Source organism: Staphylococcus sp. MZ3 (assembly GCF_018622755.1).
Classification (GTDB): Bacteria; Bacillota; Bacilli; order Staphylococcales; family Staphylococcaceae; genus Staphylococcus; species Staphylococcus aureus.
The window spans coordinates 843,439-858,750 of sequence record NZ_CP076026.1; the positions used below are offsets into that span (position 1 = coordinate 843,439).

Here is a 15,312-nt window from a genome sequence, read left to right on the forward strand (position 1 = left end):
ATAAGGGAGCATAAACAAATGAAAAGGAAAGTATTAGTACTAACAATGGGTGTAATTTGTGCAACTCAATTATGGCATTCTAATCACGCAAACGCATTAGTAACAGAGAGTGGCGCAAATGATACTAAGCAATTTACTGAAATTGTATCGGAAGAGAAAGTTATAACAGTTGAACATGCTCAAATTAATATTTTTCAATCTAATAGCAATTCAAACTTGATGGAGTTCAACATATTAACAATGGGCGGTAAATCAGGAGCTATGGTTGGTTATAGTGAAATTGACTCATCACATTTCACAGACCGTGACAAACGCGTTATTAGACGTGATCATGTTAAAGAAGCACAAAGCTTAGTAGAGAACTATAAAGATACACAAAGTGCTGATGCTAGGATGAAAGCCAAACAAAAAGTTAACACATTAAGCAAACCGCATCAAAACTATTTCAATAAACAAATTGATAAGGTTTATAATGGATTACAACGCTAATCCAAAGTAAATTATAAGTTATACATCTCGTTTTTAAATGACAATTTATCCCCGTAAATATTATAAATAATCTTTTCAAATTCCACATAGATATAGAGACACTAATAAACCTCTTTGTCTCGATATGATAGTCTGCAACGATTCATGTTGTAGGCTTTTTAATTTTACAAATAAGGCTAAATATATAAGTTCTGGCACCTAAAATATAGAAAATACATAAAAGTAAGTATAGTTATTTTATTATAATTATTAAATTTTTATTAATTAATTGTAAAAATGTAGAATTATAATTAATTAACGTTTAATATTAAAATTAACTAAAAAGAAAGAGGTGTTAGTTATGACAGAATACTTATTAAGTGCTGGCATATGTATGGCAATCGTTTCAATATTACTTATAGGGATGGCTATCAGTAATGTTTCGAAAGGGCAATACGCAAAGAGGTTTTTCTATTTCACTACTAGTTGCTTAGTGTTAACTTTAGTTGTAGTTTCAAGTCTAAGTAGCTCAGCAAATGCATCACAAACAGATAATGGCGTAAATAGAAGTGGTTCTGAAGACCCAACAGTATATAGTGCAACTTCAACTAAAAAATTACATAAAGAACCTGCGACATTAATTAAAGCGATTGATGGTGATACGGTTAAATTAATGTACAAAGGTCAACCAATGACATTCAGACTATTATTGGTTGATACACCTGAAACAAAGCATCCTAAAAAAGGTGTAGAGAAATATGGCCCTGAGCAAGTGCATTTACGAAAAAAATGGTAGAAAATGCAAAGAAAATTGAAGTCGAGTTTGACAAAGGTCAAAGAACTGATAAATATGGACGTGGCTTAGCGTATATTTATGCTGATGGAAAAATGGTAAACGAAGCTTTAGTTCGTCAAGGCTTGGCTAAAGTTGCTTATGTTTATAAACCTAACAATACACATGAACAACTTTTAAGAAAAAGTGAAGCACAAGCGAAAAAAGAGAAATTAAATATTTGGAGCGAAGACAACGCTGATTCAGGTCAATAATGCTCATTGTAAAAGTGTCACTGCTGCTAGTGGCACTTTTATAATTTTTGGATCACGATATGATTTATTATCAATTCAGAATTAAAAAAGTAAATAGTATCAAAAGCAAGTGTATTTAATATTAGAAAATAAAAATTTTAAATTTAGTATTAAAATGGAATATTACTATATAGTTCAATGTGTATTATCACAGAAAATAAAATAATGCTTTACTTCTATATTTAAAAGTGTATAATGAAAGTTAAGTAATAAAGAGCGTGAAGAAAAATGTGAGTTATTTATATAGAATATTCTCCTTTTCATTTATGAATTTGTTACAAAATATTTAGTGCAAAAGCACGACGGAGGTATTCAATATGAATAACGGTACAGTTAAATGGTTTAATGCAGAAAAAGGTTTTGGTTTCATCGAAAGAGAAGATGGTAGCGACGTATTCGTACACTTCTCAGCAATCGCTGAAGATGGATACAAATCATTAGAAGAAGGCCAAAAAGTTGAATTCGACATCGTTGAAGGCGACCGTGGCGAGCAAGCTGCAAACGTAGTTAAAATGTAATTTTAACTTATTCAAACAGTCCTTATTATAGGGCTGTTTTTTTATGCTTTAAATCGATAACAGTTGGTGTGGTAAAAGCACTAGCCGTTATTTTTTTGTCCAATAAATTTAGGTGGAGATTTAACAATATATAATGGTTCTAAAATAAATCGAACTGATGGAAAAGTTTTTTACTTTTCATCTGTCCGACTTTTGATTTTGAATATAAAAAAGCGCCAATACAGAACTTTAATAATGACGAGAATTAAAGTCTGTATATGGCGATAACAAGAAGTAATGTTAAACACTCAAAATGTTTAACAATAATAGGATACCACATCGCATAATATCTTACTACTTAATTAATAATTTAACTAATCAACTTTTTGTTAATTTTTTATTAAGACTGATTAATTATTGAGAATATTTATTGTTTTTAAAATCTCATAATAATTCAGTAATCTTGTTTTCATTTAAAAGGCGAAACATTAAAATAATTAAATAAAAATATTGCGTTTAATTTACAGCGTCAAATATACTTATTTCTAATGCTTTGGGGTCTACTGAAACAAGTAAAGAATGATCGATGTTACTAATATTGCCATTCTCCAAATTTATTTCTGTGAGTATTTGGAAGCTACCATTAGGCAACGGTTTAACAATAGACAATTGCTTTTCCGCTTGTTGTATTAAAAAAGGTTTTGTAGATTGATTATTAATATGCCATTCACTCATGTATGTTTTTCACTCCTGCTTTAAAATAGGGTTAGAAAGTTTATAGTTGAGACATTCATGTTCAACCAAAATTTTGTTCGAATTCAATAAATGTCTTGTTTAAAATAGAAATATTGTAAATGTTATCGTCCAAAACTTCACCAGTTAAGTATTTGTTTTGAATTAAAATTTGGCAGTTAGTTAAGAAGTCTTGATAATCACGATCACAAAAATAGTTTTCACGTGCATCTTTAGCATCGCCAAAAAAGTTAGCGACTGTTTCTGTTTCTCCATTATTCGAACGTTCAATATATAATTTGTAAAATTTAGCTATTGTATACTTTTGTTCTTTAGTTAGTTCATTCAAAATATTGGGCCTCCTGAAATATCATTTGTAATCTATACCCAATTTATTGCAAAACACAAACTAATTTAACTATTTGATGAAACTGTGTTAATAAGCTTTAACAAGCCTTAGTTTGTATGGATCTATAAAATTATCTTTAATTGCATAGGGTGAAATAATATGTAGTCCATAACTTTTAACTGATTTTTCACTTACACCAAATTTATAAGCTTGGTAGATAATTTTAGTACAATACGTAAATTTTTTGCTGTTCAAATTTAATGTAACTAGATAACGATGATTTGTATTCTCATAGTTTTTCTTAACCCATTCAGCCGCTTTTTTACCTGCACCAGGATAGCTGCAACGATAAACTTTCATCCAATCATTTTTGCCACTTGCATAATTATATTTAAAAGATTCGAAGGATTGTGTAGTTGGTTTGTCGCCAGGCCCCTCAATTTGTAAAATCGTTTTATCATCAATCGCGATACTACAATGACCAAAAAATCCGCACATGACAGGGCCTTTTGTAACAATAATATCACCAGGTTGTAATTGGAATTTGTCATCTTGAATTTCTGAATACTTATTATCTGCAATTGTTTTTGGTGAGTTTATTGGGGATACGACAACGAATAATATAAGTAAAATTATCGTTCGTTTAATATAGTTCACTTAAAAGCTCCTTGTTGAAGAAATATATGTAAATAGTCTTAAATTAGAATTGTAATCTTTAATAAGCTTGTAAGACTAAAACATATCTTAAATATTAAAGTATGAGAGTGTGAAATGTCTATTAAGAATAAAAAACAGTCTGAAACATCATTGAGACGTTTCAGACTGGATATAAAATGAATTTCATTTATAGCACACCAAATATAAATGTGTATATTAATATAGCGAATCCAAAAATATAGAGAATGACAGTGAAACTTAAATAGGACTCTTTTTTAGATTCTTTGCCAGTTTTTTTCATTAATACGAGTATAAACGTAGCGGCAACTAAGAAAATTAATGCTAGCCAAAACAGAATTGCAAAATGTAAAGACATGTGAAACCCTCCTTATATACCGTAATTATTAACCTATAAAACTATAAAAAATAGGATAAATGTAATAGAGAACGAGTACGATATTTATAAAAAATAATATTTCACTTAACCAGTTTTTAGTTATCATTGCAATGGTAAAGGATACGATGAGTATCACACCACAAATGATAATACCAGGCAGGAGCCAACATAAATCATCTAAATCTTTATTATATGTGATTAAAATATTAAAGATAACAAAAGTGGTAGTAATAACTATATTGATAGCATTTAACAAAATGTTATTCATGACTGACACCTACTAGTATAAAAATAGTTTCTTAATAAATATGATAACACTATTTTCCAATAGGTAAATAAAAAGTATAGTTATTTTTAAAATATTATTTGTAGAATGCTAAAGTTTATTAATTCAAACAAGTGAGCATATATAGGGATGTATAGTATTAATATGAAAAGAATATTTACATACTAAAAACTCTTAAAGTTGTATAATTCGTTAATATTTTTAGAATCAGATATCAAAAAAATGTGCAAAATCACTTTTGCACATTTACAAATACTAGTTTTCTGATAAGATTAATAATAACACTTTAAATAGCGCTTAATAAATGAAGGGGGCAAGTCTTATGACGTTTTACAATTTCATCATGGGTTTTCAAAATGATAACACACCATTTGGTATATTGGCCGAACACGTTAGTGAAGATAAAGCATTCCCTCGATTAGAAGAAAGACACCAAGTAATTAGAGCATATGTGATGTCTAATTACACAGATCATCAATTAATTGAAACTACAAATAGAGCTATTAGCTTATATATGGCAAATTAATTTGAGTAGTACCAATTATGATGTATTAGTGCATCCCAAATATCTTTTGTTTTAAAGTTTATTTCATCATTTCTTATCGAAAATGGTGTAATAATGTCTTTATCTAACCAAGTGTTGATAAGTTCATTTGGTACACCATCTAACAACATTTCACTTTTACTAATTATAAAACATTCCCAGTCAAGTGAAACATTTTGTGGATTCACATAATTACATTGATTATGATTATCCATAAACACTCACTCCTTTAAAATTCTGTACTCTTCATTGCGTTTTACCCCGTCACATTATCTTTTAAACTAAAATCATCATTACTTATGAAAAAAATGTACATCAAAAGCAAAGGTTTTCGCTACCGAAAAAGTTTAAATAATGGTTTAATATATTTGGTACTCATTTTAATAAAAAGAGAATACATTTTGAGCTATCAATACTTTTTATTGAAGAGGTGTTATTGTTGGCTAAAACGTTATATTTAATGCGCCACGGACAAACTTTGTTTAATTTTAAGGGACTAATTCAGGGATTTGGAGATTCGCCGCTAACAGAACTTGGAATTGCTCAAGCTCAAAAGGCACGTAGTTATTATGAAACTAAGGGGATAAACTTCGATTTATATGCATCATCAACGCAAGAACGCGCAAGTGACACACTTGAAAATGTTGCACCTAACCAATCGTATCAACGTTTTAAGGGACTGAAGGAATGGCATTTTGGATTATTTGAAGGTGAGTCAGTCTATCTATTTGATAATCTATACAAGCCTGAAGACTTATTCGGAGATCGAATTGTTCCTTTCAAAGGAGAGGCAAGGCAACAAGTTGAAGAACGCATTGTGAAAACTTTACATGACATTATGTCTCAAACAAAGAATAATGCATTAGTCGTGAGTCATGGGACAATAATGGGAGTATTTTTAAGATATTGCCTTAAACTAGATGAAGCATTAAAGCATAATATCGGTAATTGTAATATCCTGAAATTTGAATATGACAATGGAACATTTAAATTTGTTGAGTTAATTGATCCAAATTTATAATAAATAAAGCGTTATACATAGACACAAGTATGTTTTTTGTATAACGCTTTTAAAATACAACTATAAAACGCTTTAGAATATTAATTGAATAAGTTTTTGTAATATCATTAGAGCAACAATAATAATTATTATGCTTGATATTTTATTGATTATTGTTAATAATTTTCCGGTTTTATCAATTGATCCAACCATTTTTCCTAAAATTGCGAGTAAAAAGAACCATAACCATGAAACGCTAATACAAGCGATTGTAAACGCAATTTTATTGCTACCACTATATAATGCAGCACTACTACCAATTACACCAATTGTATCTAAAATAGCATGTGGATTGAGTAATGAAACTGATAAAGCAAAACTTACTTGTTTCATTGGAGACATAATTTGAGCTTCTCCATCTGTTGAGGGTTTATCATGCCAAATGGTCCAAGCCATATACATCAAGAAAATTAAACCAACTATATAAATAATTGCTTGAAGTACAGGTAAAGACATAATAATGATAGATACTCCTACCACTGCAATAATAATAAGTAAGCTGTCTGACAACCCGGCTGTAATTATTGCAGGCAATACATATCTATATTTTGGTTGATTAGCTCCTTGGTTAAAAATAAATACATTTTGTGCACCTAAAGGTAAAATTAGACCAATCGCTAAGATAAATCCATGAATAATTGCGGTTACCATTAAGTTTTGACACCCCTAAAAAATAGAATATTCTGAAAAAACTTATTGTTATCATATCAAATAAAAAACAACTACTCAATAGTAGAGTAGTTGTATGAAAAATAGAACCTATATGATTTGAATTTATGAGAAATGTAGAATATATAAAACTGTATTACTTATTAATCAAATCATAAAAAAGCCAATGTTCATCGAAATAGGTATTTCCGATTTTAATTGCATTTTTCTCAAAACCAAGAATGTCGAATCCTAGTGCACTATAGAAAACTTTAGCACCTATGTTGTTTGACACAATTGATGTAAGTAAAGATTCGTAATTGTTCTGCCGTGCATAATTAATAATGAAATTAATGAGCTCGCTATTAATCGATTTATCGTTATTAGTAACAAAGTTGTATTTAATTAATGATTTATGTTCTTTTCCAACGTATCGAATTTGTTCTAAGGCAGCTGTTGCGATAAGTGTTTCGTTTTCATAACAGCCAAATACAATACATTTCGGTGAACCTTGATTTAAAATGTCATGTATTAAGGTGTCAGTCATTGTTTGACTATAATGTGAATCTTGAGTGAATTCTTCATTGACTGTCGAAACAAGTCTCTTATACTCATTAAAATCATTATTCGTTAATGTTTTAATTTCAATCATTACTGACCTCCTTAATCATTATTAAGAAAGATTTTGTACTAAAAAAATTTCTTAATTACATATTAAAATGTTTATTAAAATTTTGCAATCACTGATTTATATGCACATTCTTGTAAATGGATTATCAATTTAATTATATTTATTTTTAAGTTCAGGAAATTATGGAATTGGTTATTGGTCGACACTGGACTTTTATTTGTAGACGGTATGCGAAGAAGTCAAGCCAGTATTGGAACCGGTCACATTTATGATGACTAAGGTACAATCTTTTTCAGTTAAATATTGCCAGAAATTTCAATCACGAATAGAAAAAATAACCAACCAAAAATTTTTGGTTGGCAAATTTGAATTTTATGTGAATTTTATTAATAACGTTGAATAATCTCTTTAAGTTAATGCTAATCTACAACATTTACATTTAAATCGACATTAATATTTCCTTGAGTCGCTTTTGAATATGGACAAAATTCATGAGCCATTTGTAAATATTTTTCAGCTTCTTCTTGAGATATAACATTTTTAATTGTCGCATCAATTGAAACACTTAATTTAGGACTTTCTGAGTCTGAATCATCTTCTAGTCTCACTGTTAGTGTTACTTCTGGATGAGCATCACGCACTTTGTTTTGCTTTAAAATTAGGTCGAAAGCACCGTTGAAGCAAGATGCATAACCTGCTGCAAATAATTGTTCGGGGTTAGTAGCTTTACCATCTGCTTGAGCAGGCGGAACGATATCAATATCTAATGCTCGATCATCAGTATAAACATGTCCTTTACGTCCGCCAACATTCGTCGCTTTAGTTTCATAATGTATTGCCATACTTATAACCTCCTAATTTAAAATACATTTATGCTTTACCCATTCGAAAATACCTTAATCATTTTCATTTATAGCATTGTTTGATTGAAGGATAAAAAGTTGTTGTTTACAATAAAAATAATGAGTATCTGAAATGAGGGATTCACTATGACACATGTGGAAGTAGTAGCGACTATCGCGCCACAATTATCTATCGAAGAAACTTTAATTCAAAAAATTAATCATCGTATTGATGCAATAGACGTATTAGAATTACGAATTGATCAAATTGAAAATGTCACAGTTGATCAAGTGGCAGAAATGATTACAAAGCTGAAGGTTATGCAAGATTCATTCAAATTATTAGTTACGTATCGTACAAAGTTACAAGGTGGCTATGGGCAATTTACAAATGACTCGTATCTTAATTTAATATCAGACTTAGCAAATATCAATGGCATAGATATGATTGATATAGAATGGCAAGCAGATATTGACATTGAAAAACATCAACGAATCATTACACATTTGCAACAGTATAATAAAGAGGTGGTTATATCACATCATAATTTCGAAAGTACGCCTCCATTAGATGAATTGCAATTTATATTTTTTAAAATGCAAAAATTCAACCCAGAATACGTTAAATTAGCAGTAATGCCACATAATAAAAATGATGTGTTAAATTTATTGCAGGCAATGTCTACATTTTCAGATACTATGGACTGCAAAGTTGTTGGTATTTCAATGTCTAAACTTGGACTAATAAGTAGAACGGCTCAAGGCGTTTTTGGTGGTGCGTTGACTTATGGTTGTATCGGAGTACCACAAGCTCCAGGACAGATTGATGTTACTGATTTAAAAGCACAAGTGACTTTATACTAATAAAATGAATTAGGTTGCTTTTGTGTAAGTGCTGTCTTATAATTGAGAATTATTATCATTGTTCGTGGAGGAGCGATTTTAGATGGAATTACAACAAGCAATAGCTAATAGAAGAAGTGTGAAAAAATTTAAAAGAGATATGCACATAGATGACGCATTGCTATATCAAGCAATTGAGAAAGCTGCTGATGCTCCAAATCACGGAATGAGGGAACCATGGAGAGTTGTGCATGTTCCGAAAGACAGATTAGGAGATATGAGTAAGGATATTTCTAAATTTGCATTTCCTAATGAATTAGATAAGCAACAATGTCATTATGATGCAGTTACGAAACTAGGTGGCATGTTATTGCTTATTTTAAAAACAGATCCAAGACAACGTCAAAATGATGAAAACTACTTTGCATTTGGTGCATATGCACAAAATCTTATGTTGTTACTTTATGAAGCGGGAATAGGTACATGTTGGAAATCGCCATTATATATCTATGATCCTAAAGTAAGAAAAACACTTGGTATAAAGAAAGATGAAGTTCTTGCTGGATTCTTATATTTAACGGATTTAGAAGAAGATATGCCTAAAGCACCACGTAAAAATAGAAACTTAATTACATTATATTAATATGTATAATTATAGAAACATTAATAAAAGCTGAGTCATGAATTGATGGACATCTATCGAGTTAGAGATTTAATCTAACTTACTAGAGTCGGTACAATCACAGTCTCAGCTTTTTATTGTGCAGTATATACACATTTTTATTTTAGTATTTATTTAAAAGTTTCTGCTAAAAATGATTCAACTTGTTCAGGTGACTTAGCATTTGCTGAATGAAGGTGTGCAATTTTGTCGCCGTTTTTAAATACTAGCAAGCTAGGGATACCCATAACTTCATTTTCAACAACTACATCTTCTAATTCATCACGATTAACAGTATACCATGGGTAATCATTATATTGTTCTACGATTGGGTCAATCCATAAATCCATAGCACGACAGTCTGGGCACCATCCTGCCTCAAATTTAACAATTACAGGTGTATCGCTATTAATTACAGATTTAAATGATTCATTACTTTTGATTGCTTGCATTGTAACAACTCCTCTAGATAGTTTAATAATTTTTATTATAGCTAAATTTATATCATAATAAAAAATTTTAGCTTCAAAATGAAAGCCTTTTGCTATGGAAAATGATATATTTATTTTAAATACATAAAGGAGGTTGCAGTCGTATGATTAAATTTTACCAATATAAGAATTGTACAACTTGTAAAAAGGCAGCAAAGTTTTTAGATGAATATGGCGTAAGTTATGAACCAATTGATATCGTTCAACATACACCTACAATAAATGAATTTAAAACAATAATTGCAAATACAGGCGTAGAAATTAATAAATTGTTTAATACACACGGCGCGAAATATCGTGAGCTTGATTTGAAAAATAAATTACAAACTTTATCAGATGATGAAAAGTTAGAGTTGTTATCATCTGATGGTATGTTAGTAAAGCGTCCTCTAGCAGTAATGGGCGATAAGATAACATTAGGATTTAAAGAAGATCAATATAAAGAGACTTGGTTAGCGTAAGTGAAATGTAAACGTTTACTAAATATCTCGATATTTAGATTCATTACATGTAAAATGAAATAAGCTATACAATTGTTAATTTTTATAAATATAGTTGAATAGCATCTAGCCTTATGGCATCATTAATGATGTAAAGATTAATTAGGAGGGGATTCTCTTGGCAGTACCAAATGAATTGAAATATTCAAAAGAGCATGAATGGGTTAAAGTTGAAGGTAATGTAGCAACAATTGGAATCACAGAATACGCACAAAGCGAGTTAGGTGATATTGTTTTCGTTGAATTACCAGAAACAGATGATGAAATTAATGAAGGGGATACGTTTGGTAGCGTAGAATCAGTTAAAACTGTATCAGAATTATATGCACCAATCTCTGGTAAAGTAGTTGAAGTCAACGAAGAACTAGAAGATAGTCCCGAATTTGTAAATGAATCTCCATACGAAAAAGCATGGATGGTAAAAGTAGAAATTAGTGATGAAAGTCAGATTGAAGCTTTATTAACAGCTGAAAAATATTCAGAAATGATTGGTGAATAATCACCGTGTAACTCCTTAATCTAAGATTGAGGAGTTTATTTTTAGTCTGAGTAAGTAAATAATATGAAAGAAAATTTATTAGGTACTATTATTTGGAGTATTGCTACATTTTATTATTCAAGAATGATGAAAATAATGAATTTAGCTATTTTAAAAATAAAAATTGGGGGAAGTTAATATGCTAAACATTCAAGACGTTAGTCATCTTTCTAAAAAGGAGCAAAAAGCATATAACCGTTTCGTAGAATCTGTAGAAAACGGTAATTTACCAGTACTACCATGTATTGAAATGGATCTAAAAGAGATGAAAGAAGAAACATTAAACCAGAGTAAGATTGGTGGAATGCCATTTTTAAAATCTTTTAAAGATATACCATTAGATGAAAATAATGTACCAATGGTATTGTTAGCACAGATTAATTTGGATAATCTTCCAGAACAACAAGAATTATTTCCTGTAAAAGAAGGGATATTGCAGTTTTGGATTAGTTCAGAAGATCAAATGTATGGTATGTCTGAAAATTTAAAGGGAAACAATATAAACTCAAGGCTTGTTTATATAAAAGAGCCAATTACAGATTTATCACTCGAAAATATTCAAGCGCATTTGAAGTCATTAGATGCTGATAATGAGGATATCCCGTTCAGTGGAGCATTTTCTATAGAATTTAGATTGTCGAAACAAACTATTACATGTACTGATTATAAGTACGATGAGGACGTGCTTGCATTGTGGAATAAAGTCAATCCATCCTTCGCGCTAAAATCAATGTTTGGTGGTTATGATGAATTGATGGAACCTGTGTGTAACACATTTACTGCTAAGGAACCATTTAATCAACTTGGTGGTTATCCATATTTTGACCAAATAGATCCAAGAACGAACGATCAAGAACTGAAAATGTATGATAGAGTCTTACTGCAAATTGATTCTACAAGAGATGGTAATTCTTCGATTATATGGGGTGATTTAGGTATTGCCAATATCTTAGTAAAATCTACTGACCTTGAGGCTATGAAGTTTGATGATTACATGTATTCATGGGATTGCAGCTAAGAGAATCATAAAAATATATTACTTTAACAAGTGTAGTATCTATAGATCAATCTAGGGAGTGGGACAGAAATGATATTTTCGCAAAATTTATTTCGTCGTCCCACCCCAACTTGCATTGTCTGTAGAAATTGGAAGTCCAATTTCTCTGTGTTGGGGCCCCGCTATGATTGAAAAGTTTGTTATAGGTGTATTTTCTTTTGGTTAACTATTGGTAATATAACATTGTAGATTTTAGGATGTTGATTTTTGACTTAGCCTTTGTCTGCTTATGTTAAATGTTACAGCTAGTCAAACATTGAGTTTGTAATTATTATATTAAGCTAGTTTAAATTTTTTGTGATTTATGTTTTATTCATACCAATTTTGTGAAATGATACAGTGACAGATGTTTATTGATTTTAAAGGGTGATGATGATGGCTATTGTAAATAAAGTGATAATTGTTGAAGGAAAATCTGATAAAAAAAGGGTGCAACAGGTTATTGCAGAACCAGTCAATATTATTTGTACTCATGGAACAATGAGTATAGATAAGCTTGATGATATGATAGAATCACTGTATGATAAACAAGTTTTTGTATTAGCCGATTCTGATGACGAAGGAGATCGAATTAGAAATTGGTTTAAACGTTATTTGAGTGAAAGTGAACATATATTTATTGATAAAACTTACTGTCAAGTTGCGAATTGCCCCAAACAATATTTGGCGCATGTACTTTCAAAACATGGCTTTACTTGTAAGAAAGAAACACCTCTTTTACCGAATATAAATAATGAAAGGTTAGTTTTAGTAAATGAATAATTCATTAGACATCAAAGATGTAACTACATTTTATGAGGAAGACAAACATTTAATCTTTGGTTATACACCAACGTGTGGTACTTGTAAGGTTTCAGAAAGAATGTTAGACATTGCTAATGAAATATTGCAGTTACCATTATTGAAAATAGATTTAAACTTTTATCCTCAGTTTTGTAAAGATATGCAAATCATGTCTACGCCGATTTTATTGTTGATGAATAAAGATAAAGAAGTAAAACGAATTTATGCATTTAAATCGGTGACTGATTTGTTAGAAAATTTAAAATAGTTATTGACGAAATTTTACTAAGGTGTTAGGATTAATACAAATTAAATGATGCGTAAACTCTTATCGAGAGTGGTGGAGGGATGTGCCCTACGAAGCCCGGCAACCGTCTTATATAGAAATGGTGCCAATTCACATAAAGTTTTAACTTTTGAAGATGAGAGAAACAATACTACTATTGCTTTCTCAATTTTTCTATCGATATTGAGAAAGCATTTTTTATTTTATTAAGCAACACAGGGAGGAATCAACGTGATTGAATTAAAAGAAGTTGTTAAAGAATATCGGACTAAAAATAAAGAAGTCCTTGCTGTAGATCACGTTAATTTATCGATTCGAGCAGGATCGATTTATGGCGTCATTGGTTTTTCTGGAGCAGGAAAAAGTACTTTGATTCGAATGTTTAATCATTTAGAAGCGCCTACATCAGGCGAAGTTATTATAGATGGGGACCATATAGGTCAATTGTCCAAAAATGGATTAAGAGCAAAAAGACAAAAAGTAAGTATGATCTTCCAACATTTTAATTTGTTATGGTCAAGGACTGTGTTAAAAAATATTATGTTTCCGCTTGAAATTGCAGGTGTCCCTAGAAGGAGAGCTAAGCAAAAAGCATTAGAACTTGTCGAACTCGTCGGTTTAAAAGGTAGAGAAAAGGCTTATCCATCAGAGTTATCAGGTGGACAAAAGCAACGTGTTGGGATTGCACGAGCGTTAGCTAATGATCCAACGGTCTTGCTTTGTGATGAGGCAACAAGTGCACTTGATCCGCAAACAACAGATGAAATTTTAGATCTACTACTAAAAATTAGAGAACAACAAAATTTAACAATTGTACTAATTACGCATGAAATGCATGTCATTCGTCGTATTTGTGATGAAGTTGCAGTTATGGAAAGTGGTAAAGTGATAGAACGTGGACCGGTGACACAGTTTTTTGAAAATCCGCAACACACTGTGACAAAACGATTTGTGAAAGAAGATTTAAATGATGATTTCGAAACATCTTTAACAGAATTAGAGCCATTAGAAAAAGATGCTTATATCGTTAGATTAGTTTTCGCTGGTTCAACAACAACCGAGCCTATTGTATCGAGTCTATCTACTGCCTATGATATTAAAATTAATATTTTAGAAGCAAATATTAAAAATACAAAAAATGGAACAGTCGGCTTTTTAGTTCTGCATATTCCATATATTTCAAGTGTAGATTTCGGAAAATTCGAAAAAGAGTTAATTGAGCGACAAGTTAAAATGGAGGTGTTAAGACATGGGTAAATCATTTAGTGAAATTATAAATGAAATGATTACAATGCCTAATATTCAGTGGCCAGAAGTTTGGACTGCAATAGTCGAAACACTATACATGACAGTCGTCTCAACTATATTTGCATTTATACTTGGTCTTATTTTAGGTGTGTTATTATTCTTGTCTGCTAAAGGTAAGTCTATCGGTGCAAGGTTATTTTATTCTATCGTTTCTTTCATTGTTAACTTATTTAGAGCGATACCATTTATTATTTTAATTTTATTATTAATTCCATTTACAAGTTTGATACTTGGAACGATAAGTGGTCCGACAGGTGCGTTACCAGCCTTGATCATTGGCGCAGCGCCGTTTTATGCAAGGCTCGTAGAAATTGCTTTTAAAGAAATTGATAAAGGTGTCATCGAAGCGGCCTGGTCAATGGGCGCCAATACTTGGACAGTAATTCGTAAAGTCCTCTTACCTGAAGCCATGCCAGCGCTAGTGTCTGGCATTACAGTTACAGCAATCGCTTTAGTTGGTTCAACAGCAGTTGCAGGTGTAATTGGTGCCGGTGGTTTAGGAAATTTAGCATACTTAACAGGTTTCACTCGAAATCAAAATGATGTCATTTTAGTATCAACAGTTTTTATTTTAATTATTGTATTTATAATCCAATTCATTGGGGATTGGCTTACAAATAAACTTGATAAACGATAAATTGGGGGTTT

23 protein-coding genes, 1 pseudogene and 1 riboswitch are annotated in these 15,312 nt (G+C 30.7%); of the genes and pseudogenes, 14 read left to right on the forward strand and 10 right to left on the reverse strand.

Features of this window, described 5'->3' with window-relative positions; all coding sequences use genetic code 11:
- Positions 1-18: 18 nt before the first annotated feature.
- The 3 genes and pseudogenes from KI230_RS03940 (at position 19) to KI230_RS03950 (ending at position 2,072) form a co-directional block, all read left to right on the forward strand.
- The gene (locus KI230_RS03940) at positions 19-489 is read left to right on the forward strand and encodes a hypothetical protein (protein WP_000824472.1); all 471 of its coding nucleotides are present in this window, start codon (positions 19-21) and stop codon (positions 487-489) included.
- A gap of 340 nt (positions 490-829) precedes the next feature.
- Positions 830-1,515: pseudogene (locus KI230_RS03945) on the forward strand (thermonuclease family protein).
- A 356-nt stretch (positions 1,516-1,871) separates the two neighbouring features.
- Positions 1,872-2,072: a cold-shock protein gene (locus tag KI230_RS03950; protein ID WP_001059082.1), complete on the forward strand. Its 201-nt coding sequence runs from the start codon at positions 1,872-1,874 to the stop codon at positions 2,070-2,072.
- Positions 2,073-2,567: 495 nt separating this feature from the next.
- Here KI230_RS03950 and KI230_RS03955 read toward each other — a convergent pair whose 3' ends face one another.
- From KI230_RS03955 to tsaA, 5 genes are all read right to left on the reverse strand, one after another.
- Complete coding sequence (locus KI230_RS03955) at positions 2,568-2,786, reverse strand: hypothetical protein (RefSeq protein WP_000005886.1); 219 nt, start codon at positions 2,784-2,786, stop codon at positions 2,568-2,570.
- A gap of 61 nt (positions 2,787-2,847) precedes the next feature.
- Positions 2,848-3,132: a hypothetical protein gene (locus tag KI230_RS03960; protein ID WP_001004401.1), complete on the reverse strand. Its 285-nt coding sequence runs from the start codon at positions 3,130-3,132 to the stop codon at positions 2,848-2,850.
- 87 nt (positions 3,133-3,219) lie between these two features.
- Positions 3,220-3,789: a lipoprotein N-acylation protein LnsA gene (lnsA, locus tag KI230_RS03965; protein WP_045178121.1), complete on the reverse strand. Its 570-nt coding sequence runs from the start codon at positions 3,787-3,789 to the stop codon at positions 3,220-3,222.
- A 187-nt stretch (positions 3,790-3,976) separates the two neighbouring features.
- The gene (gene tsaT / locus KI230_RS03970) at positions 3,977-4,165 is read right to left on the reverse strand and encodes a type II toxin-antitoxin system toxin TsaT (RefSeq protein ID WP_000052076.1); all 189 of its coding nucleotides are present in this window, start codon (positions 4,163-4,165) and stop codon (positions 3,977-3,979) included.
- Positions 4,166-4,193: 28 nt separating this feature from the next.
- Entirely contained in the window at positions 4,194-4,454 is a 261-nt protein-coding gene (gene tsaA, locus KI230_RS03975) for a type II toxin-antitoxin system antitoxin TsaA (protein WP_001059690.1), read from the reverse strand.
- 340 nt (positions 4,455-4,794) lie between these two features.
- On the opposite strand from tsaA, the gene KI230_RS03980 reads away from it, so the two are divergent.
- Positions 4,795-4,998, forward strand: a complete 204-nt coding sequence (locus KI230_RS03980; RefSeq protein WP_000145163.1) for a sterile alpha motif-like domain-containing protein — start codon at positions 4,795-4,797, stop codon at positions 4,996-4,998.
- Here KI230_RS03980 and KI230_RS03985 read toward each other — a convergent pair.
- Positions 4,995-5,231 carry a hypothetical protein gene (locus tag KI230_RS03985; protein ID WP_000368687.1) on the reverse strand — a complete coding sequence of 79 codons (237 nt, stop codon included), beginning with the start codon at positions 5,229-5,231 and terminating at the stop codon, positions 4,995-4,997. The two genes, KI230_RS03980 and KI230_RS03985, sit on opposite strands and share 4 nt — an antisense overlap.
- A 224-nt stretch (positions 5,232-5,455) precedes the next feature.
- Here KI230_RS03985 and KI230_RS03990 point away from each other — a divergent pair, with 224 nt between their 5' ends.
- A complete protein-coding gene (locus KI230_RS03990; protein WP_001140697.1) occupies positions 5,456-6,037 on the forward strand; it encodes a histidine phosphatase family protein in 582 nt (193 codons plus the stop codon).
- 72 nt (positions 6,038-6,109) lie between these two features.
- Here the strand turns inward: KI230_RS03990 and KI230_RS03995 are convergent, their stop codons facing one another.
- The 3 genes from KI230_RS03995 to KI230_RS04005 form a co-directional block, all read right to left on the reverse strand.
- Positions 6,110-6,727, reverse strand: coding sequence for a LysE/ArgO family amino acid transporter (locus tag KI230_RS03995; protein WP_000255553.1), 618 nt, complete (start codon positions 6,725-6,727; stop codon positions 6,110-6,112).
- Positions 6,728-6,881: 154 nt separating this feature from the next.
- Entirely contained in the window at positions 6,882-7,376 is a 495-nt protein-coding gene (locus KI230_RS04000) for a GNAT family N-acetyltransferase (protein WP_000569884.1), read from the reverse strand.
- Positions 7,377-7,774: 398 nt separating this feature from the next.
- Positions 7,775-8,197, reverse strand: a complete 423-nt coding sequence (locus KI230_RS04005) for an organic hydroperoxide resistance protein (protein WP_000974460.1) — start codon at positions 8,195-8,197, stop codon at positions 7,775-7,777.
- Positions 8,198-8,344: 147 nt separating this feature from the next.
- Here KI230_RS04005 and aroD point away from each other — a divergent pair, with 147 nt between their 5' ends.
- Together aroD and KI230_RS04015 are read left to right on the forward strand one after the other, a co-directional pair.
- Positions 8,345-9,061: a type I 3-dehydroquinate dehydratase gene (aroD, locus tag KI230_RS04010; RefSeq protein ID WP_000150017.1), complete on the forward strand. Its 717-nt coding sequence runs from the start codon at positions 8,345-8,347 to the stop codon at positions 9,059-9,061.
- Between the two features lie 82 nt (positions 9,062-9,143).
- Positions 9,144-9,683, forward strand: coding sequence for a nitroreductase family protein (locus KI230_RS04015; protein WP_000422908.1), 540 nt, complete (start codon positions 9,144-9,146; stop codon positions 9,681-9,683).
- A 149-nt stretch (positions 9,684-9,832) separates the two neighbouring features.
- Here KI230_RS04015 and KI230_RS04020 read toward each other — a convergent pair whose 3' ends face one another.
- Positions 9,833-10,153 (reverse strand): thioredoxin family protein, encoded by a 321-nt coding sequence (locus KI230_RS04020; protein WP_043044652.1) that lies wholly within the window; start codon positions 10,151-10,153, stop codon positions 9,833-9,835.
- Positions 10,154-10,296: 143 nt separating this feature from the next.
- Here KI230_RS04020 and KI230_RS04025 point away from each other — a divergent pair, with 143 nt between their 5' ends.
- The 7 genes from KI230_RS04025 (at position 10,297) to KI230_RS04055 (ending at position 15,301) form a co-directional block, all read left to right on the forward strand.
- Positions 10,297-10,653, forward strand: a complete 357-nt coding sequence (locus KI230_RS04025; RefSeq protein ID WP_000589549.1) for an arsenate reductase family protein — start codon at positions 10,297-10,299, stop codon at positions 10,651-10,653.
- Positions 10,654-10,810: 157 nt separating this feature from the next.
- Entirely contained in the window at positions 10,811-11,191 is a 381-nt protein-coding gene (gene gcvH, locus KI230_RS04030; protein WP_000290489.1) for a glycine cleavage system protein GcvH, read from the forward strand.
- A 178-nt stretch (positions 11,192-11,369) separates the two neighbouring features.
- Complete coding sequence (locus tag KI230_RS04035) at positions 11,370-12,248, forward strand: YwqG family protein (RefSeq protein WP_000932211.1); 879 nt, start codon at positions 11,370-11,372, stop codon at positions 12,246-12,248.
- 414 nt (positions 12,249-12,662) lie between these two features.
- Positions 12,663-13,049 carry a toprim domain-containing protein gene (locus KI230_RS04040; RefSeq protein WP_001018962.1) on the forward strand — a complete coding sequence of 129 codons (387 nt, stop codon included), beginning with the start codon at positions 12,663-12,665 and terminating at the stop codon, positions 13,047-13,049.
- Positions 13,042-13,338 (forward strand): thioredoxin family protein, encoded by a 297-nt coding sequence (locus KI230_RS04045; protein WP_001065801.1) that lies wholly within the window; start codon positions 13,042-13,044, stop codon positions 13,336-13,338. The genes KI230_RS04040 and KI230_RS04045 overlap by 8 nt, the downstream gene beginning before the upstream one ends.
- A 57-nt stretch (positions 13,339-13,395) precedes the next feature.
- Positions 13,396-13,499, forward strand: a riboswitch (SAM riboswitch).
- Between the two features lie 88 nt (positions 13,500-13,587).
- The gene (locus KI230_RS04050) at positions 13,588-14,613 is read left to right on the forward strand and encodes a methionine ABC transporter ATP-binding protein (RefSeq protein WP_214958326.1); all 1,026 of its coding nucleotides are present in this window, start codon (positions 13,588-13,590) and stop codon (positions 14,611-14,613) included.
- On the forward strand, positions 14,606-15,301 hold the full coding sequence (locus KI230_RS04055) for a methionine ABC transporter permease (protein ID WP_000520233.1): 696 nt from the start codon (positions 14,606-14,608) through the stop codon (positions 15,299-15,301). The genes KI230_RS04050 and KI230_RS04055 overlap by 8 nt, the downstream gene beginning before the upstream one ends.
- The last annotated feature ends 11 nt before the right edge of the window (positions 15,302-15,312 follow it).